Origin of the sequence: Borreliella carolinensis, assembly GCF_032595855.2 — a bacterium.
In the GTDB taxonomy this organism is placed as follows: domain Bacteria; phylum Spirochaetota; class Spirochaetia; order Borreliales; family Borreliaceae; genus Borreliella; species Borreliella carolinensis.
In genome coordinates, this window is record NZ_CP179459.1 from 1 (window position 1) to 24,520 (window position 24,520).

Consider the following 24,520-nt stretch of genomic DNA (forward strand, 5'->3'; position numbering starts at 1 on the left):
ATTTTATTGACAAAAATAATAGTTTTTGCTATCATACACCTAATTTAATAAAGAGAAGTAAAACGGTGTGTGATTTAAGAAAAACAAAATTAATAGATAAGATAAGTTCACTAGAACTATATAAATACTCAATATTTTTTAGGAATTATATAGAAAATGTAGCAGAGGATTGTCTCAAGAATGGACTTGTTCTTGAGAGTTCTGGCCGCAATGTTAGTGAATTTGAGCTTGATAGGTTAAAAGTACAGCTTAAAAATGCTCTACTTAATTGTATAATAAGCTACCGTTTCCATGGGATTGGATATGTTTTAGTAAAAACCAAAGATACCCTAATAGACCTCGAACAACCCGTTAATATAGAATTACCTATTGGTTTTGAATACCTTGATTATGAATATGTAAGAGATTTGGGAGTTGATTTTGATCATATAACCTACAGAGTAAAATCCAGCAATAAGAACAATTCTTTAGACGCAGTTAAAATACATAAAAGTCGACTTATCATATATGAAAACTTTGATTATATCTTAAAAAGATATGTTCCGTGTTATACAGAAAGCTTTTTGCTAGATATTTATTTATTTGAAAAGATATACGTTGAAATAGAAAAACGTATTGAAAACCACAATTTTTTGTTTTACAAAGATGAATCTTTAGTGCAGCTACAAGACGCACTCTCTAGTGCAACAACTTCTTTAAGTGCACTTACTCAAGGCAATAATGATAGAGGAAGTGGCATTTTATCTTCTTTTTTAAGAAAACAAAATTCAAACAATCATAGTAAAGATATTTCTAATTTACGTAGTCTTAATGACTCATTGGCGCAGGAACTTGCTAGGTTAAAAAGCAATCTAAATAATGAGGGAATGTTTTATACAGCTACTCCGAGTGCTAGTTTAGAGGTTATTAAATACGATCTTAGCTATTTAAAGGAGGCTTTAGCATTAATTAAGGCAAAAATTGGTGCAGATACTAAAGAACCCCTAACTAGAAGTTTTAATGAGCAGGCTAAAGGGCTAGGAAATGATGGTAAAGGAGATAGGAGCAATTATTACGATTTTCTAAAAGGTGTACAAGAACAAGTTGAGAATTCTTGTAATTTAAAGCTTACAAAGTATTTCGGGCTTGATATGAAGTTTAATTCACTGATTATGTTAAGTGAAGAAGAAAAAGTAGAAAGAGATATAAAGCTAATTGAGCTTTACAGTAAATATAACCAGCTTATACAAAGTAGCTCATTTAATAATGAGGAGCTAGCGATTTTAAAAGAGAAATTATTCTCATTTTGAGAAAAGGAGTTAAAAGATGACAGAGAAAGAGGAAAAAGAAGACCTGCAAGCACAAGATAAAGAAGAACAGCAAAATAAGGCTGATACTAAAGTTATCAGTGCGCAGGAATTTGAAGAGTACATGCGCTTTAAAGAACAAGCAAACAGTAAATCTAAAGAGACAAGTCGAGATTTAAGTATAAATGAGCGAATAACAAAAGAACTTGCAGAAGTTGAAGAACGAGAGCGTATTGAAAAGCAATTGTTGCTAGAGGCAGAGAGAATTAATGAAATTGATACACTTGCAAAAGCGCATCTTAGCAACCATTTTAACAAGGAAGTGTTACTTGCAAAAGGATACACATTAAAAGATATTATGCAGGCACAACGTAGAGAGCTTGTTCGTAAGTTTGTTCCAATTGAGCAAATTAAAGCTATTGCTAAAGCGTCAGATATAAGTCATATCGATGGTGAAATACTAGAACAACTTGTTTCTTTAGCAAAAGTGAATATTAAATTAAGAAAAAATGCGAGTAGTAATTCTTCTTCTGTTGACTCTATTAAGGGGAATATTATTGCCAAATCAGAAGAAAGAGCAAGTTTGCTTGATTCTAATTTTGTACCAATTAATTTTACAGAATTTGTACAAGCGATAAGTAATACATACAAGCAAAGACGAATTCAATTTTATGAAAATCTAAAAAGACATAAAAGAACAAGTATTGCTTAAAGGAGTTTTTAATGAGTGATATAACAAAAATCAAACAAGAGTTTGATAAAAAAGTTGCAGAAATTCAAGCATTAATGAAAAATCCCCAACAAGACGCGGGGCTACTTAGTAATTCTATTGAATTTAGAGACCAAAATCTAATTTTTTCTAATTCTGGTGGAGTGTGTACCAGCAGTAAGGACAAAATAGAAAATTATCCTGCTAAAGGGTATCCGTACAAGCGAGGAGTAAAACTTAGTTTTGGAGACGGAACAACCGAACTAGAAGTTGAGGCTGGTGGTGGAGATGATTTATATGGGGTGTGTTCAGATATAGATGAGTTTAGTGGTATGGCAACTGTAATACCAATTACGAATAACTTTACAGGATATTTAACACTTAAGAAGGATGGACAAAATAGTGTAAATCCAGGAGATAAATTAAATTTTAACCAACATGGAGAACTGGAAAAGGCTACAGGGGGTCAAAAGACTGTTAATGCAATAGCACTTTCAAAAGCACATAAATTAACCGAGGAATTATTTATAGTGCTTGCTAGTGTATTTGGGAATAGAGCAATAAAAGGGTAATAAAATATGGCGTTAAAAGGTAACGTGCAAGTAGAAAATCTTGAGGCTGTTGATAACCCGCAGTTAGATTTAGGGGCACAAGTTTCCGCTGCTCCTAGAGCTAAACGGCAAGCAAGACAAGCTGAGGATGCACAAGGGGAAGATCCATATTTGGAGGCAATTAACGAGCTTGATGATGTCCTTTTGAAATTCAAGAAATATGTAAAATCGATGAGTTCAATTGAAAATAAAGTTTTTGGCGGTTTAAGTAGTTGTTTTAAATCCAAGAATGAGCGAGTTGATGCATATTCATTTGCATGTTCAAGTTATACAGACAAGATAGAGGAATACCTTTACGACCCAGCGAATAGTTTTCCATACAAGCGTGGGGTTAAACTTGTTCCAAAAGAGAACTCTATATATGTAGAAGTTGGAGCTGATACTGATATGTATGGGATATGTGTAGATGTATGTGAGTTTAGTTGTACTGCGTATGTATTGCCAATTACTAACAATTTTGAAGGGTATCTTGTTACAAGAAATCCAAGTATAAAAATAGGAGAAATACTAGACATAAATAATAACGGAGTTATTATCAAGGCTGGAGGTGGGCCACCAACCGCAATTAATATATATGCTCTATCTGATTCATTTACAATCAATTTTGCACCCGAAGATAAAAATCAAGATCAAAATAGATATCCTAGGCAAGAATATTCTATTAATTTTATAAAAGTTGCAATTTTTGGAAATAGAGGCCTTGAGAAAATAGTAATACCTGATGGTGGTTAAATCTTAATCGAATAAAAGGAGGTAAATAAATGGGAGATACAACGCAATTAGTAAAAGAGTATCAAGAGAAAAGAAGTAAACTGGAAAAGTTTATGAAAAATCCCCAACATGACGCTGGTTTTATTAGCAATTCTAATGAATTTAGAGACAAAAATGTGAAATTTTTTGCTTCTGGAGGCACTAGAACTAGTAAGTTTGATAAATTGGAAAATCATCCATTTTTAGGATATCCATACAAGCGTGGAGTAAAAAGAGTTATTCAAGAAGCACAAGATAATCATAGTCACTACGAACCTCATGTTGAGGCTGGTGGAGGTGAGGACTTATATGGAATATGCATTGATATAGATGAGTTTAGTAAAACAGCTACTATTGTGCCAATTACCAATAATTTTGAGGGCTACTTAGTGGCAAAAGATTCTACGGTTAAAGTAAAAGACAAACTTATTTTTAATAAAGACGGTGCCCTTGAAAAGGTTACTGGAGCGGCAAATAAAACGGCTATTAATGCAACAGCATTGTCTGATGCAAAGCAAATTAGTAATGAGGTTTATTTAGTAAAAGTAGCTGTATTTGGAAATAAAGCTATGAGTAGAAATTAATAATATTTAGGAGGATTTAATATGGAATTATTTGATGAAAATTATTATGCAAAAGCTGTTGCGAATATTATAGGAGAAGTTAAAGATCCTATTATGTATAAATGGTTTTCACCTGATCAAATTGAAGATGTTGATCTACAAATGGGATATCAAAAAACCGTAAAATGGGACGCGTTTTTAAATGCTAATCCTACAACAATTGCCAATGAGGTTAATACTATTTCAACTATTGGATTTAGTTCTGAAGTGGTAAGGCTTAATTATTTGAAATTACAATACAAATTTAGACATTTAAAGCAGACTTCTGAGAAATTTTATACTTCAGACTCATACATTGGAGACATTAATAATAATTTACTTCCTTTTGCTCAAGCGTATAAGCTTGCAAGTAGTGAAATTATCAAACTTATTAATCACTTTGTACTAACTGGGACTGTTTCGATTCAAAAAGACGGGAAAAATCAAAAACGCCTACTTCCCAATATGTATGGACTACTTAATATGCCCGAGCAGATAAAAGAAGAAGTTCAAAGTGGTGATAAAGATAAAATGGATAAAATCTTTGAAAAAATTGAAGCTGGACTTTCAAAGTTGGAACTGGGCGACGAATTTTCCACACCGATGATGGTAATAGTTGACCCAGCAACGTCACTTAAACTAGTAAAACCATACGCAGCAGCACAGGGTGCAGCAAGTAGTTGTGAAAAATGGGAAGATGTTTTAATTCAAACTATTAAGGCTATTAATAATAGAGAAGATGTTTACATTGAAACTTCAAACTTGCTAAAACATAAAATACTCATTTATCCACTAAATTCAGAACTTATTAAATTTAAACCTAGCAAGTATATGCTACCTACACCAAATGAACAAGTTGATAAAGACTCAACTGATATAGCTCATTCATACATTGATTTTGTTTTAGGCGGGTTACTTGCTACTAGAAAAACTATTTTGCAAGTCAACATAAAGCAAAGTTAAAAGTATAAGGTAAGTGAAAATGAGTGAACAAGAAAACTTACAAGCACAAGCTGAGGGAGAAGAAGAACTTTTAGTAACAAAACTTCATTCAGAAGTGGTGTTGTTATTAGGAATAGACAAATTTGCACTAAGCCGGCAAGATTTTCTACTTCATTTATCCTTACTTCAAGCTATTCTAGTAACACGTGGTATTGATGCAAGTTCACTGACATATGAACAAATATTTTTACTTACTTTCTACCATATGGGTTGTCAATTAAGAAAGCAAGGAGTTGTTCGAGAATTTGAATTTGATAGGATCAAAAAAGAGAAATTCAATGAACTTGAACTTGATTATTATCCTAGCAGTAGTGGGAGCGAAGAAGGTGGTGAGGGGAGTTGTGGATCAAACAAAAATTTTTGTTCACAACTTGATGCATTTTTAGAAAAACTAAAAAGAGAAACTTCAACGCCATCTTGTGTGGGGGTTGTCTAATGAATGGTGTTAGAAAAAGACTTTCAGATATGTCTTTCCGCATGATCAACGTATTTAAAGACCCACAACCCTTAAAGTTTTATAAAGGCGATATTGTAAAGCTTGAAAATGATTCTTCTTATCAGAGAGTATTTGATAAAAATAAATACACTGAATTTGCAGGAGTTATTATTGACATAAGGCCACAAGAACTTGCAATGCTTTATGATTCGGATATGTCTGATATTCAAGGGTATTCCAAACTTTACACATATCAAGACCTTAACTTTGAGCTTAAAGACCGAATATCAATTGCAGATTTAGTTTACTTTGAAATATTTAGTATTGACTCTTCAATCGGATACTTCACATTAGTTTTAAAGGAGTTTATATGGACAAGCTAAAATTTAAACTGGAATTGGAAATTGGGTGGTTTGGTGGTCGTGCAGGGATTGCTAGAATGCATGAAAAAGGGAGCAGCAATTTACCTGCAAGAAAACATTTAACCAAAATTGCTAGTAGTAATGAGTTTAGAGAATATATCAACAATAGTTATATAAATTCCAAGTTTAATCTTGACCCTAAATCGGGAATGGAGGCTATTGGACAAGCTTTTATAAGGTACTATGAAAATTATCTATTATCAGCACAAGTCACTCCAGCCTTAAAGGCTAATACAATTAAAAGCAAGCATAAAAGGGGAAGTAACACTGCAGCAATTCCACTTGTTGATACATCCAAAATGTTGTCAGAGATTACTTATAAGGTAGCACTTGAATGATTTTAACTTTAGATATGGTATTAAATCATTTAACTCAAATATTTAAAGGGTTTAAGACGTATGCAACTGAAAATAATTTTGAGTGCGACATCATAAATACTTACAATCATCCGTACCTTTCAAAAATCACAGCTGCTAGCTCAAATATAATAGCATTGAAATTTGATGGCACAGAACATCTATTTGAACATAATTCTAGAGTCGGCGCATTTTATGAGAATGCTTTGGAATTTAGTGTAAATTTTCAAATATATATTATTGCGATAGTGTTAAACGCTCAAGATTTTGACGCTAATTCACGCATGTTAATGCTTTATGGTATGCTTAGTAATTTTCTACATAATAAAGCCCATAAGTATACTTTGGAAAGTCAATCACAACCCGAATATATTAGTAAAATTAATTTCTACATTTACCCAACATCTAATATGCAAACAGTTGGGCTAATTAATTTAGGCACAAAATATAGCAACCATGCATACAGTGCATCTATAGCATTTAATGCTAGTGTAAAAGCAATTGAAATTTTAAAGGAGGAATACGAAATTGCCGCAAGATACAATTAGTGTAAGTTTTATTGATTCTAGAATTCAAGCTAGTAGGCCCAATTATTATAATCCACTTTTGGTTTACAAAACAGCTAAAATCAAAGTTAATAAAGATGCTGCTAACTTTATAACATTGAATTTAACCGTTAATAACTATGAAAAACAAATTGAAACTTTGGAAAAAGATAATGGGAATGGACAAGATCAGTTTGGAAAAGAAAAAACACTGCTTAAAACCGCAATGTCTAATTTTTTCAATTCAAACGAAGAATCATTAAAAGCAACCGATCTTTTCATTTATAAAGATAAGCCTGAAGAGCTAAAAAATTATCTTAAAGTACATAGGCACACTTTTGTTGCACTTATTAACACTGAGGGGGATGCGTCAGATGATGGACTTAAAATTTACAAAGATGACTATGCTAAATTCAAAATGCCTTCAACTTTTTTTGTATTCTCAACTAAAGAACAAGAAATAAAAGAACTATTTAAAGATAAAAGCAATACTGAAAAAGAAAGAAATATTGTTGTTTACAGTAACAATAAAGACAACCTACACCTTAAATTTATAAGTCAATATTTGAATCAAGCAAGTATTTTTCATTCTGTAAATCCTTATGGTATGTCACTAGCTGCTACACCACTTGTTGATGATACTGTAATTGGAAAGTTGCGAACTGCAAAAATCAACTTTTATTCACTTCTAAATGAAACTGGACTTGATGGTGTACCCGCCTTTAAAGAAGGTGTTGATTTAGCTGGAAGTGCAATAGACGAACAGTTTACATATCATTATATAAAAAATGAAGCGATTATTGAGCTTATTAGAATTTGGAATAAAAACAACAGACAAAACAGCAAATTATCTGCACTACAACTTAGTGGAGCTAGAGACAATGCATATACTTCAGCAATTGAATGCCTACTTAAACGGTTTGTAGATAGAGGGCTGATTATACAGTATAAAAATTTAAATCTTACTATTTCTCCTACACCACAACTTAAATTAGAACTTAGTGTGAATATTACTTATAACTTTAGCATTAATGCTGTTGCTTTAGTAATTACTACTCAAGATATAGTTGATTATCAAAACAGCTTAAGTGCTTAAAAGGGGGTTAAAAAATGCAATTTTATGATTTAAGAGAAGTTTATTTTTCAATTGGTGGTACGCAGTTACATAGTGGCAAACTAGAGCTTACAAGTGAGCCTACAACAAGAGCAGTGATTAGTAGTGAAGATAAAGGTATGCCCGTAATAAGCTTAAGAGATCCTAAAACGATAACTTATGTTTTCAACATTGAAGTTACTTTGGGTAGTCATGATTACATTTTGTTAACTGAACTTTCTGATGAACAGTTTTACAACATGGATGTGAGAAAAGATGATAAAATGCTTGATTTAGCGTTCAATGATAGAATTGCTACCAAAATTATTTCTAACTATGCAATTTTTACTGAAGAACCTTCAAGAAGTTATTCTGCTGAGGCTGAAAAAGTTACTTTTGAAATTAGGGCTATTAATTGCCAAAAAACCAAACCAAACAACACTTAAAAGGAGAGTTTTCTTATGATAATGAGATATAAAATGAAAATTTTAACTAAAAATAAAACTTATGAATATCCGCTAAGAGTATTGCCGGTCTATGAATGGGATAGGGTACTCGGATTTAATCAAAGTGACGCTGTTTTAAAGCTTAATGAGGTTAAATACTTAAGAGAAATCACAAGCTTAATGATAAGTCCAAAATTTTTAGACGAATTCTATGTGATTTTGGATCAAAATAGAGAATTTATTTCTTATTATAAAGACTATCTTGTTGCAATAATTTACACTGCACAATTTAATACTTTTCATTTAGACAGTGATCTAAAAAAACCCGCTTTAGTATATTTGAGTGAGTATGAAAATAATGTTGGTGATTTTGTTACTTTTGATTATATTAATGAAAATTTTGATTATGAAAAAGTAGCCACTTCACTTTCATCAATTACATCAAATTCTAATGAACTGGTTGCTAAATGAACAAAAGAAATAGAGATATTGATAAAGCTATTGCAAGTCTTAATGAGACTAGAAAAAAGTATTTTAACTTGCTTGACGAGATTAAGAACGATAAATACTATTTTCCAGTAATTATGAATATTTGCTCATATGATGATGTAAAGAAATTGCCTTATGACGAGCTTTTAGAGGTAAATAGACTTGCTGATATTAAATTAGAAAAAGAATTGTATGAGTTGATTTTAAGCAAGTGAGGGCTTAGTGAGCGACAAATTCACCATTAAATTTAAGGGAATTCTTGATCATGCTGCAACAAAAAAGGCTATTGAACAAGATATTTCCAAAATGGAAAAATATCTTAAACCCAGAAACTCAAACTTGGGAAGTACTAAAGATATTGTAAAAAATAATTTGTCGGACAAGAAAAAAGAACTTAGCAGACAATCTAAATTTGAAAGCTTAAGAGAGCGTGTTGAGAAATACAGACTTACACAAACTAAAAAGCTTGTAAAACAAGGTATGGGTTTTGAGAAAGCTAGAAAAGAGGCTTTCAGAAGATCTTTAATGTCTGATAAAGACAAAAGACGCCTTGAGTATAAAGAACTTGCAAAAGAATCAAAAGCAAAAAGTAAAATGCTCGCGGCCTCTCAAGGAAAAGGACTTGTTGCCAAAATTGCAATAGGTAGTGCCCTAGGGAATATCATTAGCAATGCTATGAGTAAAGTTGGAGGAGGCCTTTTAGGTTTTGCTAAAAAAGCAGTTGAAGAAAACACCAAAACTAAAAGAACAGAACTTCTCAATAGCGCGTTTTATGGTGATCCAGAAGAGAAAAAGAGTCTTTTGGGGATTCTTAAGGGAATGAAAGGGTTTGAACGCGATTTAGAAAAAGAAGAATTCTTAAATCAAGCAAGTGTCTTTAAGGGCACTCTAAGGGACTTAGATATGTTAAATGAAACTAATTTGAAAAACGCAGTGGAATTTTCAGCTATGCTTAAATCCAGTGGTGCTATGAGTAGTGAAGATGCTGTAAAAGCTGTTAATAGTCTTCTTGGGGGTGATGGAAGCGAACTTTTTGAACTATTAAAAAAATCCGGTGTTGGCGACAAATATATAGAAGATGCCAAAATGGCCTGGCAAAGTGGGGCTCAAGTAGATCTAGAGTCTAGAATTACTAAGATGATGGAAATGATGACGGATTTTAAATCTTTTGGCCTTACACAAAAAGTCAATAATGCTGAGAGTATTCAGAGTAATTTGGCCTCAGCTGAGCAAACTCTTCAAAACTTAACCAATACTGTTTTGGACCCAATACTTAAATTAATTGATAAGATAACTAAGTACTTTAATGGCTTTACGTTTCAAACACACATTATTGAACCCTTTTTTAAAGGACTAAAAAGTCTTTTTGCTAAGTTACCAGTAGTTGGTAGATTTTTTAAAGAGAAACCTGAGTCTACCCCCAATTCACCTAAATCTAAAACAGAAAATAATCAAAATCAAGACAATGCTAACAACACACCATAATTTTTACAAAGGGTAATACTTATGACAAGTAACAAAAAAATTGCTAACAATGTAATTAACAAATTAGATATTAATAATGAAATTATTAACAATAATGATATTGAAAAGAAAAAATTCGAAGAAAAAATCAAGGATATTGAAAAGAAAGAAATCAGGGAAATTACTCGAATAATACGAGATGTAATAACTCAAATATTTGCTCTTTTTGGTGCAGATAATTTTTTAGTGTTATTCCCCAGAATGGATTTAAAAGGTTTTGGATATGTTCCTCAATTGTTTTTTATAAAACCAAAAACGGAGCTCATAACACGTACTTATAATACCAGTTGTTCTAAAAGACCGGTTATCAACTATTATGATAGAAAAGCGGAATATGTTAGCTACAATCCAGTAATGACTGGTGAAAACATATCATTAAGCGGTGGAATACTCACATCCTTATATAAGGATATGCTTTCTCTACTCAAAATGACTGTTTTTGGCAATACTATGTTACGTTTTGACGCTAATCTTGCAAAAGAACAACTGACCAACAGACTTCAAGCTCAAGTTCCCTTTAGTATCTACAGCCCAACTTTTGGCCTTAAAGAATTGGCTGTAATTACAAGTCTTTCGTTTAAGGACACTCCCTGGATTGATGAGGTTGAAGTTAGTCTATCAATAGAAATAGTAAAAACATTTGAATTGGAAAAATATAAAGGATAAAAAATGCTGCTACTACAATATGATTTTAAAATTGAGTTCTACAATGTAGATACATCAAAAGAATCACCCGATGGAATTCCTTTCGCCGAAGAAATTCCTAAAATTATCATTAATACACAAGATGGAATTCATATTGATATTTCCATATCCAACGTGTATTCAAATATTCATACTATAAGTTCTAAACAAGCGAAAGTTGTACTTTGGAATCTTCCTTTAGACTTCACCGACGACATTAAATTCGGAGATATAGTAAAAATATATTATAAGAAATTTGCTCATGAAAAACATTTTGATTTCATAATGGCGGGAACTTTAGGCCCCCCGATGAGCACTGATTATCCAGGCGGAGATTTTAGTGTAGACCTTGATGTTCGTTTATTAACCAAAAGCAACTTTTTTAATCGAAAATTGGAGGGGAAAACGGGTAAAAACTTTAAAGGCAAAACGGTGCAGGAGGCAATAGAATCTGTATTTCCCAATCGCAATATCCTTAATATGGATGAAAAAGATTGTCTTAAAATTATTGACAAAGATATTTATGCCACAACACCAAAAGAGTTTATTGACAAAATAAAAGGAACATATGTTCATAACGTAATAGCCGATATTGGTACTGGTTTACGGGGATATGAATGCTATCTGATATTTACTAATTATATAAAAAAGGGGGAAAATGTCCACTACGAGGCATTAGAAGACTATGGGCTTGAATTTATACCACAACAAGAAATTACTTTGGGTACAACACTCAAAAAAAATCTTATATTTTGGAACGCAAAAACATTTTTCACACATAAGTTAAATGTTGGAGATAAAGTCTCATTTATTGATGGACTAGGAAAAATGATAAAAACCACTATAAAAGAAACAAGTGCTCAACTTAGCAATACAGGAGAGTGTTCATTAATACTTAAGTTAGAAGATGATTCTAATACAACACGTAAAAAATAAAGAGGACTATAATGGATGAAAATTATGAAATTTACAGAATGAACCAGCGTCTTTATGGACAAGCATTGGCTCAAGAAGACATAAAAAATTGGATTTATTCAAACATTTTCATAATTAAAATTGGCACTGTAAAGGAGTTTAAACAACAAACTCAAGAAGCTATTGTTACAATACCCGAATTTGAAGATTTAGAAATTCACACAAAAAATATCTCTAATATCAGTTTAGAATTATCAAAAGGTGATTGCGTTCTACTACTTCAATCAAGCGTTAATATTTTTGATAAAAATGACGATATCCACTTTGACAAACATCATTTTTATATACTTAGTGCAATTAGCCCAAAGACTTTAAATCTTATCTCTGATACTGTTAAAATTAAAGCAAACAATAAAATTGAAATAGCCAATGAAATAACTTCCTTAAAATCAATTCTAGAGAGTATTGTAAGTGCTATTAATGGAATTACTGTAAAAGGAAAAGCGGTCGTTGACTATGCAAGCTTACAAATAGCAACATCTAGAATTAGCAATAATATTAATAGTTTATTTAAGTAATTTTTGCTAAATATGGTATAATTACTAGTATGGATTTAAGATTAGGCAATAATTTTGAATTGGTATTTAATAACGATTTATCGCTTGTTGATGGGATTGATGAACAAAAACAAAGATTTTTGATATTTTTAAAAACCTTAAGGGGTAGTTTAAGCTATGCTCCTCATTGGGGACTGGATTATTTCTTACTTTTAAAACTGTTAAAAATTAACAATCTTCACGCTGTAAAAAATTATTTTCATGAAATATCTAAAGAACTTAATTTAGATTTAACAGACATTTCAACTACTATACAAGACAACAAAGCACATATATCCTTTTTTTTCTCAGGCGATGTTTTGAATATGGAGTTTAATTTATGAGCATAGTTTTCGATTCTGATTTTGGCATTTTAAAACGGACAATTAAGGATATTGTAAGATCGAAAAGAGAATATTTACGCGTAAATTATGGTATTAATATTGACGATAATCAAAGCTCAATTTATAACATTATTGCGTCTTCTTTAGCATTAATTGAAGAAGAAATAATTAATGAGCTTAATCTCTTTTTTTCTAAAATGAAACCGGGCGGCACCTATTGGGCTGCTATTGAAGAACACATTTCTTCTAAAAGCACAACTTACAGTGCTGTTCGCAATGCCTTACTTAATCTTGAGGGAATTGAGTACACTAATATTAAAAGTGCAGCTGGTAAAGCCAACATATATCTAATTTTAAAGGAAACTTTACTAGACGATAGCAAATCCAACATTAACAGTTCTGAATTTAAAGCAAAACTTTGGGAAACATTATATCTAACAACTCCTAGTGGGACTTTACTTGAGGGAGACATAGAAATTGATGGGCTCAATTCAACTGGACAACGCAAATCCTACAAAATATCGCTAGGAAAAAGAAAATATGTTTATATGAAAGTAAAGTATAAACTTGACCTTAAAAACTATCTTTACTTAAACATAGACTCTCAAATTAGGGACATTTATTCTAGGATTATTTCGAATAACTATTCTGATATGGGAATTAGCTTTGAATATCAAGACTTTTTTGCTCCAGTTAATGAAGTTAAAGGAATTAAATTTATGGAAATAAGCGTTTGTATTAAAGACACAGACACTGAAAGTATTTCAAAAATTACTGATAGCGACTTTAATAAAAATCAGGATATTGCCATTAATGATGATACAATACTACTTTTCAATACTACAGATCGATTGCTTATTGACATTGATAGTTAACAAATATGAAAATACCTAATTTATTCAATGGCACTGAAGTTCATAAATTTATAATTACAGAAACCGAGTATGCACAAGCGCTACTTAATGAACTTAAGTTTCTTAATTCTAATTTCATATCCATTAATGCAAAAGAAAATGTAAAATCACGATATATCGCAATATGGATATCTCAAGTTTTATCTATTTTTTATGCAAAAACTCAAACTTTACAAAGTATTACAAGCAATATTAATAGTGTTATTTTTGCTTTACGGCACATTGGTACTGATGAGTCATTTAGACTGATTTTCAGGGCCTTTTTAAATGTAGACATTGAAGTTACTACTCCTGAAGCTGGGGTTATTGATATCTCACTAAAAGGGGTAATAAAAACAAACTTTACCACGTTTATTTCGCCTAGTACTAAAAAGGGAAAACGACTAAAAAAGATAATTCTTAGAGAAAAGAAACCAGGATACGCTGCATCTAAAAAAGCTTTGGTATTTAATTCGCTTCCTAAAGGATATGACCATTCAATTTATGCTTTTATTAAGAGAATTATTCCTATTGGTAGAGTTCTCAAAATTAATAATACAGATGGTAACAATATTATAACTTTTAACAACTAGGGGGGCTTTATGGCTGATGATCAAGATAAATTACTAATTGATGAAGAAGAAACTGTTCAAATAAAAGATTTGAACAGGGTTAAAATAGTTAAAAACAATGATCTTTTACTGCTTGATGATGGGGTTGCAAGTAGCAATGCTATTACCTTTAAAGATTTTTTAGAAACCACTAAAGACAAAACATTTAAAGGGGAAGGATTAAGTTATTTTAAAGAGATAATTAAGTCTACAATCGCAGAAGAGCTTGCAGCCAATACAGATTTTGTAGAAACAATTTACACTAAAATAATAAACAAACTAATTAATAATGACTCTACTAATCTTTCTAGTCTTTATAGAAAAATAAGATCATTCCTTGAAAGTGGCATATCATCTACCACTCTATCTAAAGATGACTATCTTTTAACACTTCGCCCTTTCGGCACTATTGAAAAAACACCCGTTCCCAAACAATTACTAGGCTTACCGTCGCGCTTTACTTACTCTGATTATCTCTATAATACTAGTGGCACTACGCTTTATCCGAGGGAATACGAGGGTAACTCAATAGCTATTAATATGAAAAGATATAATGATGTAACTCTTGTTTGTAATAAAGATCTTGACGATGTACCATCTTACTTTGATATTGATATTGACATAGAACATAGTAAAAATGGAAGTAAATCATTATATCTAAGGTATTCCGACGAAAGTCAAAAAAAACTAGTTTATAAGCATGAGGGGGCCTCTTCAATATCTATTAGAGTTCCCATGTATAAAGGATGGTATATCCAAAAAAGAGCCTACATATCAGGAAATCCTGTCCCAGCTCTTTTTAAACTGTAAATTTTTTTAGCAAAAATTGTGATTTTGGTATATAATATACATATCAAAATAAAAAATTAAAATCGAGGATTGAAAAAATGGATAGTATTAAAATAACCGAACTTCTTATCAATTTAAACGAAATTAAGCTTATAGCAGTAATGATTTTTGCTACAGTACTAATTCTTGGAGTGCTAATTCTTCTAAAGCCCTTACTAAAAGATATATTAACTATATTAATAGGCAAGCTTTTTAGAAATGGCAATGGAAATGGCAATACTCATATCAAAAAAAGAGATTAAATTATGAAATTATCTAAAGATAATCTTGAAATTGGACTTGCGTCTATATCAAACCTTATTGATATATTTTCTAAATTTGAAGATGAATTTGATGAAATTGCACATAAAGGATTCTTTTTGGCTTATGAGCTGTATTCTCATTATAAATTAATCTATACAGCAAATATGGAAAGACTTGAAAGTGCATTGACTCCAGCAATAAATGCAGCACTCGCTCCATTAAATGAAAAAATCAATACGGTTATTGATTTAGTTAATTCTAATGATAAAAATCTCAAAATATCTAAGGATCTAAAATTCAATAAAGACGGAAAACCTATCTACAAAGAGAGAACAAATAATGCAAAAGAACACTATTGAATTAGGACTTAATTTAATATCTAGCTTAACCAACATAGCTAAAACTGATACAAACATAGATCATAATTACATTAATACTTTTAGTAAAGTAATAGATTTTTTCTACAAAACATATATAAGCACACTAAAATCTATGGAAACAGCTGAGTCAACTAAAATATTTGAAGAAATAAAAGATATTTTAAAATACAACATTGAGGTAATAGAGGCTATCTCTTCTGACAAAAATAAAAAAATTATCACTTCTCTTAAAGCAACACGTAACAAAATTATGAAAGAATATATCAAAATGCTTAAAAGGAGTGAAAATGCTTAAAAGATTACATTGTTTACTAATTGTTTTGTTGTTATGTTGCACCACTATTGCTAACCTACCAGAAGAGCCAAAACCTCCAATTATTCAAACACTAAAATTTTTAGCTAAATATGAAACACAACTTTCAGAATATGTTATGTACCTTGTAACATTTTTAGCTAAAACAAAAGTGAAAGTTAATGACCCAAATTATCCAGAATATCCTTATCCAGACTTATCAACACTAAAAGACGAACACTCTATAACTGCGGTAAAACATAACATCAAGATATATTTAGAGTACATTAAAAAAGCAAAACCAATAGCGGAAAAAGTATATCATCAATATTCGAAGTTAAAAATGTAAATTACAAAAAGGTTTTTCTTGCAAGAAATTCCCATTTACATATAAAAATCTCTAAAGCCAATCAATCTAAAATAGTGTATAATATAGTTTAAGGGAAAATATTATGGAAACATTGTCAACAAGCGTTAGCGGCATTAGTCAAGAACAAATATATAAAGAATTTCTTAGACTGGGTATGGAACAACTAATAGCACAAGATTTATCTAAAAGATATTATCACAATGAGCTAACATATAGAGATTTAGAAAATTTAGAAAAACAATTTGATATTAAATTTGATAATCTTATTTTTAAGATAGATACATCAGAAAAGAATTTAAATGCTAAAATCGAGAATGTTAAAAACGAACTAAATGCTAAAATCGAGAATGTTAAAAACGAACTTAATACTAAGATAGATAATGTAGAAAAGAATTTAAATTTAAAAATAGATGGCTTGAATATCAAAATAGACAATGTTGAAAAGAATTTAATGTCTCTTTCAGAAATGCTTAAATGGGTATTAGGAATTATGGGAGCAATGTCTATAACAATGATCGCGGGGCTAATATTTGCTTTTATTTCCAAATAGCCACCACTTCACTTAAAACATGTCAATTCAAATAATAATTGTTTATCCAATATTTAGTATTAATACTTAGTTAAGTGAATATTAATAATAAAAAAAGGAGTAACAATGAAAATCACCAACATATTATTTTGTATATTTTTACTACTGCTAAACGGCTGTAATTCTAATGATAATGACACTTTAAAAAACAATGCCCAACAAACAAAAAGACGAGGAAAGCGTGATTTAACCCAAAAAGAAGTAACACAAGAAAAACCCAAATCTAAAGAAGAACTACTTAGAGAAAAGCTGTCTAATGATCAGAAAACACACCTTGACTGGTTGAAAACTGCTTTAACTGGTGCTGGAGAATTTGATAAATTTTTAGGATATAATGAAAACAAAATAAAATCCGCGCTTGATCATATAAAAAGTGAACTTGATAAATGTACTGGTGAACATGCAGATACTCAGAAAGATACTTTCAAGCAGACAGTTCAAGGGGCCCTTAATGGGGGTATAGATGGCTTTGGAACAAGCAATGCAGTTAGTACCTGCGGCAATGGTGATTCCTAATAATTAGTAGCCCCCTATTTGGGGGCTTTAATCTTGCTATGCTGCAAATATTTCATCAAACCGTTCATATTCTTTTAAGACACTAAAGAATATTAATGGACTAGGTCCATAAATAGTCCTCTTAAACGACACAAACTTTTCAAAATCTTGTAAATCCTTTAATCTATTATTTTTCTTGAAATGGTTTTTTATAATTTCCGCCCAATAGTTTACGCTCTTTAAATCACTATTTTTCTCAAAATACGAGATTAAATCAGATTCAATTTTCTTGATATCATCAAAATTATTGGGGTCTATATTCTGGATAAACCCTATTTTTTGAATAATTGAGTTTATATTATCTTTTATTGTAGGGCTATTTACCCAATCTTTTATATTAGACAACGCTTCTTTAAAAACACCGTAATAATAAAGCCTATCTTTTTTTTGTTCTTGTTTAATATCTCTTTTCTGGTTTTGAATAGTGTTATTTTTTTGAACTTGATTAATCTCTTGTTTTTGTTCCCTTTTTTGTTCTTGCTTTTGATTAACACTAGTTTGTTTGTTAGACATAGAATTTTCGTTTTCGTGATTATTGTAAATAGGAGCTGCATCGGTATCTATTTCACTTTCTATACCAAGAGCTGCAACTAAAGCATACCTTTTGAAATAAGTAATAGCCGAACCAACAAATTGTGGCAATGTATTTACGGTTTTAGCCCCATTTTCGCTGTTGCATTGTAATTTTTCTGTAAGTATTGGTGTATCAAATGATTCTTTATACCTACCACTACTACTTGTACTGTAGAATGTAGTTCTAATAACATGTAAAACTTGCCCCTCTACAACTGTAAACACTGGGTGTTGAGCAACACGAAGCTCCAAATTATGTTTCTTAATAACATTTTTAATTTCTCTAACTATTTCATTGAAATTTTGATACTTGTATCCGTACCCTTTAAGATTCTTATCAATCCCTGGTAAGTTCAGAAATAGGGTGCGCATATTGTTTTCGAAGTCTATTTCTGCTTGAATATTATTTTGTATTTCTTGATTATTATTGTTTGAAAGATTTTCCATCTTTTTCCTCCATTATTGATATTTATAAAAATAAATATATAGCAAAAACTATTTTTGCCAACTTTTTTACAAAAAATTTTACAAAAAAAAGAAGTGGGACTTAGCTAAATCCTTTTATTAAAGAACTTAGTTAAGCTCCCACTATGATTTTTTCAAATTTCAATAATGGTAGAAAAAATGAAAACATTTTACTACGCTATTTGTAGTATAAGTCAACTTAGAATTAAAATCAATTTATTTTTTTACTAAATTACAAATTTATGTATTAATTTAACAAAATTAATAATTAAAATTTGATATTTTTTCTTGAAAAGAATTTACTTTTAAATCAAAATCTTGCATTATAATAGTAAGTATGAATATCAATAATGGAGAAAGAAAATGAAAGATTTTCCAAATAAAACAAAAAATCCCGCTTGCCACAACAAACACCAACACAAATTAATTGTTCTTATTTCAACATTGAATTACCTAAACAAAAAAGATAAAAAATACACACAACAAAACATACTCTATTACTATAATAAAAATCTAAAAAGAAATGGTTTGGCTCTCACTACTTTAAGAACAATGCAAAATTATCTTTATAAATTAGAAAAAGTACTAAAAGTCACAACGAATTACTACCAACATATGGGTGTAAATTGTGGGACTGAAATTTACTATAAGCTTAAGTATCCTAAAAAAGAATGTTATCAGAAAATCAACAAGTACTTTCGAGAGCAAAAAAACTCTAGATTTAAATCTAGAGTTAATAACCATTTTAAAGACGATATTTCTAAAAATAGTAGTGTAAATTCAGTGGAGTGTTTAAGTAATAAAAATAATATAAAAGAAGAAAGAAAGATTAAAGAAATAGAAAAATATCAATTAAAAGCCTACTACAATAGATTTAACTTTAAATCTCCAAAATCTCTTTCTATTTTGAATTTAGATACTGATAAAGATACGAAAATTAAGGCAATGCAAATTTTAAAACAAAATGAAATTGATCTAATAAAAAGGTTTAATGTAAAAAAATCCTGCATGAAAGAAAAGCAAAATACATTAAAGAATGTCCTAGATAACATTCAGAAAGAATTCGAAGAAAATGGATATAATCCCGAACAATTAAGGGCAAATTTACAAAAAGTATACGAAAGTTACAAATATAAACCCCATTTTATTATTGAAAGGCATAAATATAACGATTTAAACAACATAAAACGGAAATTAGAAAAGTCAATCGAAAGAAAAAAACAAAATTCTAAACAAAATTATCAGAATTTAAAGGCAAATATTTTCAATATTCTTATTGAACAACTAAAAAAATATACAAATATTGAAATTCTAAAGCCCATTGTAAAAGAATATTTGAATAACCAGAAGAAAATAGAATACAATAAAGTATTTGGTACATATCATCTTGAATTATTAGAAATAATAAAAAAACGAAAAAATTCTATAACGAAAGAAGAATTTAACGTAAAGGCCGTATAAGGATTTAACATGGAAAATGCAACAGAACCTATTGAAACTGTAAAAAAAGGCAAATGTAAAGTTGAATGCCAAAATAAAGAACGCTTTATTTTGATTGAAAAAGAAAATGGGAAAGCAATGTACCATACAAAAATAATGATGGACATTTACAAATTTGGAGTATATGAGAAAAAACACGAATTTAGATTATCATTAAGGGCTCTATTTAATGGGGAAAGAATTGTTGAAGAAACTCACTTATATCCAATTAAAGAAGGAGACAAGTTTATTGGCATTTTTTATGGCTACAGAAAGCCAATTAAAAAACCTTTAATAAAGTATCAAATAAACGGAACTAGAAAAGCATATGCATTAGCAAGGGCATATTATATGGAATTTAGATTTAAAGCAGGAAGTGTTTTTTGCTATTTCAAGGGACTATATCGATTATTAGATAAAACAAGAACAAACAATCACTACAACAAAGTTTTATTCAGTATGTTTACGGATTTAGAACAACAAGTATATAAATTTTATGGGAAAAAATACCCAGAACAAGGACCGTTAATAAAATGGATAATAAAAAACCTAAAATAATAACAATTGCCAGCCTTAAAGGTGGTGTAGGGAAAAGTACAACCTCAATAATTCTTGCCACTCTTCTATCAAAATCAAAAAAGATTCTTTTGATAGATATAGATACGCAAGCATCAATAACCAGTTTTTATTTTAATAATATACAAAATAAAAATGTTAATTTGGAAAATTTTAATATATATGAAATATTAAAAGAAGGTGCTTTAGACACAAGAGATGTGATTATCAACATTGATAACAATTTAGATTTAATACCTAGTTATTTAACTTTGCATAAATTTAATCAAGAAGCAATTCCATTTAAAGAATTAAGACTAAAAAAGAAGTTAGAATCTATACAAGATAATTACGATTATATAATAATAGATACTCCGCCAAGTTTAGACTTTGCTTTGACAAACGCTTTGGTAAGTAGTCAATATGTTTTGGTACCCATAACTGCTGAAAAATGGGCAGTTGAGAGTTTGGATCTTTTAGAGTTTTATTCGAAAAAAATAGGAACAAATGCACCTATTTTTGTATTAGTAACACGATTTAAAAAAAATAATACTCACAAACAACTCTTGGACATTCTACAATTAAGAGATGATTATTTAGGGATTATATCTGAAAGAGAAGATTTAAATAGGAGAATAGCAGAAAATGATAAATTTGATTTAGATAAAGATTATGTGTGTGAGTATAAAAAAGTTCTTGAATGTTTTTTAAATAAGATGCAAGTTACTCCATCTTTTGGATGGAGCATATAAAAAAGTATTTTTTGTAGTAAAAAAATTCCGGTGCCGGAAAAAATGTGAGGTGATTTATATATGAATATACAATTAAATAAAAGAAATTTATCTACCGATAATGATGCTATGGTTAGGTATAAATCTTTAAAATCTCAGTTAACTATAAATGTTAAATCTGAAATTTGTTCTAGATTAGAGACAATGAAAATCTTAAAAGAGATTAAAGATAATGAATATTACAAATTAGATGGATATAAAAGTTTTGAAGATTTTACAAAAGACTATAAATTGGCAAAAACCCAAGCCTATGATTATTTAAGAATTGCTAATGCTATAGAAGAGGGAATAATAGAGGAAGAATTTTTAGTACAAAATGGATTTAGACAAACTCTTTTTTTACTAAGAAATAAAGAAAGTGTAACAATAAAGAAATCCAAACAAAATTGGATAAAACCCCTAAGATTTCAGCTTAAAAAACAAGAAAGCTATGATTTTTATAAAAAGCATGCTAAATTTACAAGTTTTATGATGGACGAGATTTTTGAAAATCAAAAAGATTTTCTTAATAAACTTTTTAAAAAATATAAAGAATTAAAAGGATAATAAAGGGGATTTTATGGGTAATTTAGCCTACTATAATGCTCTTAAAATAGAAAATATAAGGTTAGAATTTTTAAATAAAGGATTTAGTGAAGAGGCGATAGATTTTGTTTTGCTTCAGAACGACAATTATAACTTTGAAGTTTTAAAAGAGAAAATGAATTCTTTAGAACAACAAATAATCAATGTAGAAAAGAATTTTCAAAAAGATATAGATAGTATTTATGTTAAGATAGATGGTGTAAATACCAAGATAGATAATGTAGAAAAAAGTTTAAATGCTAAAATAGATAGTTTAGATACCAAGATAGATAATGTAGAAAAAACTTTGCAAAAAGATATATCTAGCTTAGATACTAAAATAGATAGTGTAAAAAACGAACTTAATTCTAAAATAGATAGTATAGAAAAAACCTTGCAAAAGGATATATCCATTTTAAAAAACGAACTTAATGCAAGTAACAGAACAATGCAAGTAATTCTGATAATGGGAATAACGCTTGCTCCAATTATCTATTCTATATTTAATAAGTATTTTTTAAATTAAGAATGATTAAAATTTATAAAGTAATAAGTTAGTATATCGTTTTAAAGTAGAACTTGTTTGAGTTTTTAACAAGAAAATTTAAATAGGTTCTTTTATTTTAACAAATACAAATTGATTTTAATTCTAAATTGGACTATACTCAGTTGTTGAAAAGCTTTTTAAAATAATTTTAATAAGTGAATTCGGCTAAACCCTAGCTTTATTAAGTTCTTTAACAAGAAAATTTAATAAAGCTTTTATTAATTATAATAACTTCTGTAAAAAGTTAGCAAAAATAGTTTTTAATATTTATAATATAATAATAAAAATTATAGGAGGGAATTTACTCCATTTATGTTATTATAAATCCGATTTAGTTTGGGCTTAACTAAGTTTTTTGTTTGAGAACATAGTTAAGCCTTTTTTTGTGAAAATGGTTATAAAAAATTGGCAAAAATTGGTTTTGTTACTATATTTATGTATAGTAAGATTAACTTTATCATAATGAGACAACCTTAAAAACTAAGAATACGGTTTGGTTAGAACAAAAAACTAGCCAAACTTTATTTTTTTGCAAAAATTTTTTGTAAAAAAGTTGGCAAAAATAGTTTTTGCTATATACTTATTTTTATAAATATCAATAATGGAGGAAAAAGATGGAAAATCTTTCAAACAAAAATAATCAAGAAATACAAAATTTAAATAAAGGAGAGCTCAAAATGACAAATACTAATCAAAAAAGTTTTACTGGATGTGAAATAATTGAGGAAAAAACTTCTCCCATTAAAGAAAAAAGCAAATTAAGCAAGATAGGCAAGAAATTACCAGGAATAAGTAGTCAAGAATGTTTTAAATTTAATCGAAATATTGATTTTAGCACACAAAGAAATGAACTTGATAGGTACGGAGCTAGTGAAGTAGGTGATGTTTTGATTGGAGGTGCAGGACTTAAAGATTTGATGATTAACAGAGTGCTTAAATATTTTGGAATGAGCCTACCTTTTGAAGAGAATTTGTATATGCTCAAGGGCAAAGAATTAGAGAATTTAGGATTTAGAGAATTTATTAAAGCACATGGTGATAATATTGATATTTTGTATAAGAACAAATATGCTAACGGTGTTGATAAGTATAATTATTTCAAGAAAACTGGTAAAACAGAAATGTTTGTTGGATCAACAATTGATGGGTGGTTTATAGATAGTAATGGCACAGTAGAGCTTTTAGAAATTAAAAGCAGTGATTCTAATTATATGAGCAGTGCAATTGCTGAGTATAATAAAAATGGCAATTTTTTAAGCAGTAAATATTTTTTCAAATATTATGTGCAAGCACAAATGCAGCTAGCATGTACTGGACTTGAGTATTGTAATTTATTCTTTTTAATAGATGCAGCACCAGTTAACTGTAAGATTAAGAGAAATGATGGCTTAATAGCAAAAGTGCTTGAACATGTTCACAAATGCGAGACGGAAGTTTTTAACATAAGAACTCAAATATTTAAAAATAATAATATCAACTTACAAACATTAAATAATGATAATAATGAAGTGATAAAACTAGTTGAAGATTTAGTAGAAAGAAGTGAATTTTATAGCTCTGGAGTTGAGTTTGATTGGGCAAGAGAATTTGTAGAATATGTTGATTGTGTAGAGCTTGAAATTACGGATAGGCAAGTTGCTGAAAATGTTGCGTGTGATTTAATGGAAGTTGATAGTGCAAAAAAAGAATTAAGCAAAATGCAAAACGAACACAAAAAAAGAGAAAAGTATCTTAAAGATATAATCAAAATGAAAACCTACAATATTACAAATATATGTCCACTAATTGAGCACGTAAATTATAGATTTAGAGAATTTGTATTCACTTTTGACTCTAAGAAAAGGGCAATATCAGATAGATTAAGTGGGTTATTGCCAACAAGTGAAACATTGCTTTTCCCAAGCAATATAGCATTTGCAAATAATGTCAGTGTCCCCATATGAATGGGTGCACT

At 29.6% G+C, this 24,520-nt stretch carries 35 protein-coding genes; 34 read left to right on the forward strand and 1 reads right to left on the reverse strand.

Going from position 1 to position 24,520, the window contains the following annotated elements; all coding sequences use genetic code 11:
• Positions 1-65: 65 nt before the first annotated feature.
• The 28 genes from QIA46_RS05645 to QIA46_RS05780 all read left to right on the forward strand — a co-directional run bounded on the left by QIA46_RS05645 (position 66) and on the right by QIA46_RS05780 (position 17,553).
• A complete protein-coding gene (locus QIA46_RS05645; protein WP_418905928.1) occupies positions 66-1,289 on the forward strand; it encodes a phage portal protein in 1,224 nt (407 codons plus the stop codon).
• A gap of 16 nt (positions 1,290-1,305) precedes the next feature.
• A complete protein-coding gene (locus tag QIA46_RS05650) occupies positions 1,306-1,998 on the forward strand; it encodes a DUF1357 domain-containing protein (protein WP_418885258.1) in 693 nt (230 codons plus the stop codon).
• 11 nt (positions 1,999-2,009) lie between these two features.
• Positions 2,010-2,567: a DUF228 domain-containing protein gene (locus tag QIA46_RS05655; RefSeq protein WP_418905929.1), complete on the forward strand. Its 558-nt coding sequence runs from the start codon at positions 2,010-2,012 to the stop codon at positions 2,565-2,567.
• 6 nt (positions 2,568-2,573) lie between these two features.
• The gene (locus QIA46_RS05660) at positions 2,574-3,338 is read left to right on the forward strand and encodes a DUF228 domain-containing protein (protein WP_418905930.1); all 765 of its coding nucleotides are present in this window, start codon (positions 2,574-2,576) and stop codon (positions 3,336-3,338) included.
• 29 nt (positions 3,339-3,367) lie between these two features.
• A complete protein-coding gene (locus QIA46_RS05665) occupies positions 3,368-3,940 on the forward strand; it encodes a DUF228 domain-containing protein (RefSeq protein ID WP_418885365.1) in 573 nt (190 codons plus the stop codon).
• A 21-nt stretch (positions 3,941-3,961) separates the two neighbouring features.
• Complete coding sequence (locus QIA46_RS05670) at positions 3,962-4,921, forward strand: hypothetical protein (protein ID WP_418905993.1); 960 nt, start codon at positions 3,962-3,964, stop codon at positions 4,919-4,921.
• Between the two features lie 19 nt (positions 4,922-4,940).
• Positions 4,941-5,396, forward strand: a complete 456-nt coding sequence (locus QIA46_RS05675) for a DUF3890 domain-containing protein (protein ID WP_418905994.1) — start codon at positions 4,941-4,943, stop codon at positions 5,394-5,396.
• Positions 5,396-5,779 carry a DUF1506 family protein gene (locus QIA46_RS05680; RefSeq protein ID WP_418885264.1) on the forward strand — a complete coding sequence of 128 codons (384 nt, stop codon included), beginning with the start codon at positions 5,396-5,398 and terminating at the stop codon, positions 5,777-5,779. Before QIA46_RS05675 ends, QIA46_RS05680 begins: the two co-directional genes overlap by 1 nt.
• The gene (locus tag QIA46_RS05685; RefSeq protein WP_418905995.1) at positions 5,767-6,156 is read left to right on the forward strand and encodes a hypothetical protein; all 390 of its coding nucleotides are present in this window, start codon (positions 5,767-5,769) and stop codon (positions 6,154-6,156) included. The genes QIA46_RS05680 and QIA46_RS05685 overlap by 13 nt, the downstream gene beginning before the upstream one ends.
• Positions 6,153-6,722, forward strand: coding sequence for a DUF764 family protein (locus QIA46_RS05690; protein ID WP_418905967.1), 570 nt, complete (start codon positions 6,153-6,155; stop codon positions 6,720-6,722). Before QIA46_RS05685 ends, QIA46_RS05690 begins: the two co-directional genes overlap by 4 nt.
• Positions 6,703-7,815: a DUF787 family protein gene (locus QIA46_RS05695; protein ID WP_418905996.1), complete on the forward strand. Its 1,113-nt coding sequence runs from the start codon at positions 6,703-6,705 to the stop codon at positions 7,813-7,815. Before QIA46_RS05690 ends, QIA46_RS05695 begins: the two co-directional genes overlap by 20 nt.
• A 14-nt stretch (positions 7,816-7,829) precedes the next feature.
• Positions 7,830-8,258 carry a DUF1463 domain-containing protein gene (locus QIA46_RS05700; RefSeq protein ID WP_012644790.1) on the forward strand — a complete coding sequence of 143 codons (429 nt, stop codon included), beginning with the start codon at positions 7,830-7,832 and terminating at the stop codon, positions 8,256-8,258.
• A 15-nt stretch (positions 8,259-8,273) separates the two neighbouring features.
• Positions 8,274-8,729: a DUF1473 family protein gene (locus tag QIA46_RS05705; protein WP_418905997.1), complete on the forward strand. Its 456-nt coding sequence runs from the start codon at positions 8,274-8,276 to the stop codon at positions 8,727-8,729.
• Positions 8,726-8,962, forward strand: a complete 237-nt coding sequence (locus tag QIA46_RS05710) for a DUF1322 family protein (protein WP_418905998.1) — start codon at positions 8,726-8,728, stop codon at positions 8,960-8,962. The genes QIA46_RS05705 and QIA46_RS05710 overlap by 4 nt, the downstream gene beginning before the upstream one ends.
• A 7-nt stretch (positions 8,963-8,969) precedes the next feature.
• Positions 8,970-10,232, forward strand: a complete 1,263-nt coding sequence (locus tag QIA46_RS05715) for a DUF759 family protein (RefSeq protein WP_418905999.1) — start codon at positions 8,970-8,972, stop codon at positions 10,230-10,232.
• A gap of 21 nt (positions 10,233-10,253) precedes the next feature.
• A complete protein-coding gene (locus QIA46_RS05720) occupies positions 10,254-10,937 on the forward strand; it encodes a DUF792 family protein (RefSeq protein WP_418906000.1) in 684 nt (227 codons plus the stop codon).
• A gap of 3 nt (positions 10,938-10,940) precedes the next feature.
• A complete protein-coding gene (locus QIA46_RS05725) occupies positions 10,941-11,891 on the forward strand; it encodes a DUF693 family protein (protein ID WP_418906001.1) in 951 nt (316 codons plus the stop codon).
• A gap of 11 nt (positions 11,892-11,902) precedes the next feature.
• Positions 11,903-12,448, forward strand: a complete 546-nt coding sequence (locus QIA46_RS05730) for a DUF777 family protein (RefSeq protein WP_418906002.1) — start codon at positions 11,903-11,905, stop codon at positions 12,446-12,448.
• A gap of 29 nt (positions 12,449-12,477) precedes the next feature.
• Positions 12,478-12,810: a DUF2634 domain-containing protein gene (locus QIA46_RS05735; protein ID WP_418905911.1), complete on the forward strand. Its 333-nt coding sequence runs from the start codon at positions 12,478-12,480 to the stop codon at positions 12,808-12,810.
• Positions 12,807-13,685: a DUF276 domain-containing protein gene (locus tag QIA46_RS05740; RefSeq protein WP_418905974.1), complete on the forward strand. Its 879-nt coding sequence runs from the start codon at positions 12,807-12,809 to the stop codon at positions 13,683-13,685. The genes QIA46_RS05735 and QIA46_RS05740 overlap by 4 nt, the downstream gene beginning before the upstream one ends.
• Before the next feature lie 5 nt (positions 13,686-13,690).
• Positions 13,691-14,296, forward strand: a complete 606-nt coding sequence (locus tag QIA46_RS05745) for a DUF735 family protein (RefSeq protein ID WP_418906003.1) — start codon at positions 13,691-13,693, stop codon at positions 14,294-14,296.
• Positions 14,297-14,305: 9 nt separating this feature from the next.
• Complete coding sequence (locus QIA46_RS05750; protein ID WP_418905912.1) at positions 14,306-15,124, forward strand: DUF685 domain-containing protein; 819 nt, start codon at positions 14,306-14,308, stop codon at positions 15,122-15,124.
• A gap of 77 nt (positions 15,125-15,201) precedes the next feature.
• Positions 15,202-15,405: a BlyA family holin gene (locus QIA46_RS05755; RefSeq protein WP_418905944.1), complete on the forward strand. Its 204-nt coding sequence runs from the start codon at positions 15,202-15,204 to the stop codon at positions 15,403-15,405.
• Between the two features lie 3 nt (positions 15,406-15,408).
• Positions 15,409-15,765, forward strand: a complete 357-nt coding sequence (locus tag QIA46_RS05760; protein ID WP_418905978.1) for a BlyB family putative holin accessory protein — start codon at positions 15,409-15,411, stop codon at positions 15,763-15,765.
• A complete protein-coding gene (locus QIA46_RS05765) occupies positions 15,746-16,081 on the forward strand; it encodes a BlyB family putative holin accessory protein (protein ID WP_418905979.1) in 336 nt (111 codons plus the stop codon). The genes QIA46_RS05760 and QIA46_RS05765 overlap by 20 nt, the downstream gene beginning before the upstream one ends.
• On the forward strand, positions 16,074-16,427 hold the full coding sequence (locus QIA46_RS05770) for a BBA14 family lipoprotein (RefSeq protein ID WP_418905980.1): 354 nt from the start codon (positions 16,074-16,076) through the stop codon (positions 16,425-16,427). Before QIA46_RS05765 ends, QIA46_RS05770 begins: the two co-directional genes overlap by 8 nt.
• A gap of 103 nt (positions 16,428-16,530) precedes the next feature.
• Complete coding sequence (gene bdr / locus QIA46_RS05775; RefSeq protein ID WP_418905981.1) at positions 16,531-16,998, forward strand: Bdr family repetitive protein; 468 nt, start codon at positions 16,531-16,533, stop codon at positions 16,996-16,998.
• A gap of 105 nt (positions 16,999-17,103) precedes the next feature.
• Positions 17,104-17,553, forward strand: coding sequence for an Mlp family lipoprotein (locus QIA46_RS05780; RefSeq protein WP_418905982.1), 450 nt, complete (start codon positions 17,104-17,106; stop codon positions 17,551-17,553).
• Between the two features lie 36 nt (positions 17,554-17,589).
• On the opposite strand, the gene QIA46_RS05785 is transcribed toward QIA46_RS05780, so the two are convergent.
• On the reverse strand, positions 17,590-18,612 hold the full coding sequence (locus QIA46_RS05785; protein WP_418905983.1) for an ERF family protein: 1,023 nt from the start codon (positions 18,610-18,612) through the stop codon (positions 17,590-17,592).
• Between the two features lie 381 nt (positions 18,613-18,993).
• Between QIA46_RS05785 and QIA46_RS05790 the strand changes: the two genes are divergently transcribed.
• The 6 genes from QIA46_RS05790 to QIA46_RS05815 all read left to right on the forward strand — a co-directional run bounded on the left by QIA46_RS05790 (position 18,994) and on the right by QIA46_RS05815 (position 24,509).
• Positions 18,994-20,091 (forward strand): plasmid maintenance protein, encoded by a 1,098-nt coding sequence (locus QIA46_RS05790; protein ID WP_418905984.1) that lies wholly within the window; start codon positions 18,994-18,996, stop codon positions 20,089-20,091.
• A gap of 9 nt (positions 20,092-20,100) precedes the next feature.
• Positions 20,101-20,667, forward strand: a complete 567-nt coding sequence (locus QIA46_RS05795; RefSeq protein WP_418885397.1) for a DUF226 domain-containing protein — start codon at positions 20,101-20,103, stop codon at positions 20,665-20,667.
• Complete coding sequence (locus QIA46_RS05800; RefSeq protein WP_418885283.1) at positions 20,643-21,416, forward strand: ParA family protein; 774 nt, start codon at positions 20,643-20,645, stop codon at positions 21,414-21,416. The genes QIA46_RS05795 and QIA46_RS05800 overlap by 25 nt, the downstream gene beginning before the upstream one ends.
• Before the next feature lie 60 nt (positions 21,417-21,476).
• Positions 21,477-22,001: a chromosome replication/partitioning protein gene (locus QIA46_RS05805; protein ID WP_418885284.1), complete on the forward strand. Its 525-nt coding sequence runs from the start codon at positions 21,477-21,479 to the stop codon at positions 21,999-22,001.
• A 13-nt stretch (positions 22,002-22,014) separates the two neighbouring features.
• Positions 22,015-22,545 carry a Bdr family repetitive protein gene (gene bdr / locus QIA46_RS05810; RefSeq protein ID WP_418905985.1) on the forward strand — a complete coding sequence of 177 codons (531 nt, stop codon included), beginning with the start codon at positions 22,015-22,017 and terminating at the stop codon, positions 22,543-22,545.
• A gap of 635 nt (positions 22,546-23,180) precedes the next feature.
• Entirely contained in the window at positions 23,181-24,509 is a 1,329-nt protein-coding gene (locus QIA46_RS05815; RefSeq protein WP_418905986.1) for a DUF244 domain-containing protein, read from the forward strand.
• Positions 24,510-24,520: the final 11 nt, after the last annotated feature.

Bases quoted from the DNA above. Each gene is read 5' to 3' on its own strand.
- QIA46_RS05650 (WP_418885258.1), top strand. From the start codon at position 1,306: ATGACAGAGAAAGAGGAAAAAGAAGACCTGCAAGCACAAGATAAAGAA.
- QIA46_RS05655 (WP_418905929.1), top strand. From the start codon at position 2,010: ATGAGTGATATAACAAAAATCAAACAAGAGTTTGATAAAAAAGTTGCA.
- QIA46_RS05660 (WP_418905930.1), top strand. From the start codon at position 2,574: ATGGCGTTAAAAGGTAACGTGCAAGTAGAAAATCTTGAGGCTGTTGAT.
- QIA46_RS05665 (WP_418885365.1), top strand. From the start codon at position 3,368: ATGGGAGATACAACGCAATTAGTAAAAGAGTATCAAGAGAAAAGAAGT.
- QIA46_RS05670 (WP_418905993.1), top strand. From the start codon at position 3,962: ATGGAATTATTTGATGAAAATTATTATGCAAAAGCTGTTGCGAATATT.
- QIA46_RS05675 (WP_418905994.1), top strand. From the start codon at position 4,941: ATGAGTGAACAAGAAAACTTACAAGCACAAGCTGAGGGAGAAGAAGAA.
- QIA46_RS05680 (WP_418885264.1), top strand. From the start codon at position 5,396: ATGAATGGTGTTAGAAAAAGACTTTCAGATATGTCTTTCCGCATGATC.
- QIA46_RS05685 (WP_418905995.1), top strand. From the start codon at position 5,767: ATGGACAAGCTAAAATTTAAACTGGAATTGGAAATTGGGTGGTTTGGT.
- QIA46_RS05690 (WP_418905967.1), top strand. From the start codon at position 6,153: ATGATTTTAACTTTAGATATGGTATTAAATCATTTAACTCAAATATTT.
- QIA46_RS05700 (WP_012644790.1), top strand. From the start codon at position 7,830: ATGCAATTTTATGATTTAAGAGAAGTTTATTTTTCAATTGGTGGTACG.
- QIA46_RS05705 (WP_418905997.1), top strand. From the start codon at position 8,274: ATGATAATGAGATATAAAATGAAAATTTTAACTAAAAATAAAACTTAT.
- QIA46_RS05710 (WP_418905998.1), top strand. From the start codon at position 8,726: ATGAACAAAAGAAATAGAGATATTGATAAAGCTATTGCAAGTCTTAAT.
- QIA46_RS05720 (WP_418906000.1), top strand. From the start codon at position 10,254: ATGACAAGTAACAAAAAAATTGCTAACAATGTAATTAACAAATTAGAT.
- QIA46_RS05725 (WP_418906001.1), top strand. From the start codon at position 10,941: ATGCTGCTACTACAATATGATTTTAAAATTGAGTTCTACAATGTAGAT.
- QIA46_RS05730 (WP_418906002.1), top strand. From the start codon at position 11,903: ATGGATGAAAATTATGAAATTTACAGAATGAACCAGCGTCTTTATGGA.
- QIA46_RS05735 (WP_418905911.1), top strand. From the start codon at position 12,478: ATGGATTTAAGATTAGGCAATAATTTTGAATTGGTATTTAATAACGAT.
- QIA46_RS05740 (WP_418905974.1), top strand. From the start codon at position 12,807: ATGAGCATAGTTTTCGATTCTGATTTTGGCATTTTAAAACGGACAATT.
- QIA46_RS05745 (WP_418906003.1), top strand. From the start codon at position 13,691: ATGAAAATACCTAATTTATTCAATGGCACTGAAGTTCATAAATTTATA.
- QIA46_RS05750 (WP_418905912.1), top strand. From the start codon at position 14,306: ATGGCTGATGATCAAGATAAATTACTAATTGATGAAGAAGAAACTGTT.
- QIA46_RS05755 (WP_418905944.1), top strand. From the start codon at position 15,202: ATGGATAGTATTAAAATAACCGAACTTCTTATCAATTTAAACGAAATT.
- QIA46_RS05760 (WP_418905978.1), top strand. From the start codon at position 15,409: ATGAAATTATCTAAAGATAATCTTGAAATTGGACTTGCGTCTATATCA.
- QIA46_RS05765 (WP_418905979.1), top strand. From the start codon at position 15,746: ATGCAAAAGAACACTATTGAATTAGGACTTAATTTAATATCTAGCTTA.
- QIA46_RS05770 (WP_418905980.1), top strand. From the start codon at position 16,074: ATGCTTAAAAGATTACATTGTTTACTAATTGTTTTGTTGTTATGTTGC.
- bdr (WP_418905981.1), top strand. From the start codon at position 16,531: ATGGAAACATTGTCAACAAGCGTTAGCGGCATTAGTCAAGAACAAATA.
- QIA46_RS05780 (WP_418905982.1), top strand. From the start codon at position 17,104: ATGAAAATCACCAACATATTATTTTGTATATTTTTACTACTGCTAAAC.
- QIA46_RS05785 (WP_418905983.1), bottom strand. From the start codon at position 18,612: ATGGAAAATCTTTCAAACAATAATAATCAAGAAATACAAAATAATATT.
- QIA46_RS05790 (WP_418905984.1), top strand. From the start codon at position 18,994: ATGAAAGATTTTCCAAATAAAACAAAAAATCCCGCTTGCCACAACAAA.
- QIA46_RS05795 (WP_418885397.1), top strand. From the start codon at position 20,101: ATGGAAAATGCAACAGAACCTATTGAAACTGTAAAAAAAGGCAAATGT.
- QIA46_RS05800 (WP_418885283.1), top strand. From the start codon at position 20,643: ATGGATAATAAAAAACCTAAAATAATAACAATTGCCAGCCTTAAAGGT.
- QIA46_RS05805 (WP_418885284.1), top strand. From the start codon at position 21,477: ATGAATATACAATTAAATAAAAGAAATTTATCTACCGATAATGATGCT.
- bdr (WP_418905985.1), top strand. From the start codon at position 22,015: ATGGGTAATTTAGCCTACTATAATGCTCTTAAAATAGAAAATATAAGG.
- QIA46_RS05815 (WP_418905986.1), top strand. From the start codon at position 23,181: ATGGAAAATCTTTCAAACAAAAATAATCAAGAAATACAAAATTTAAAT.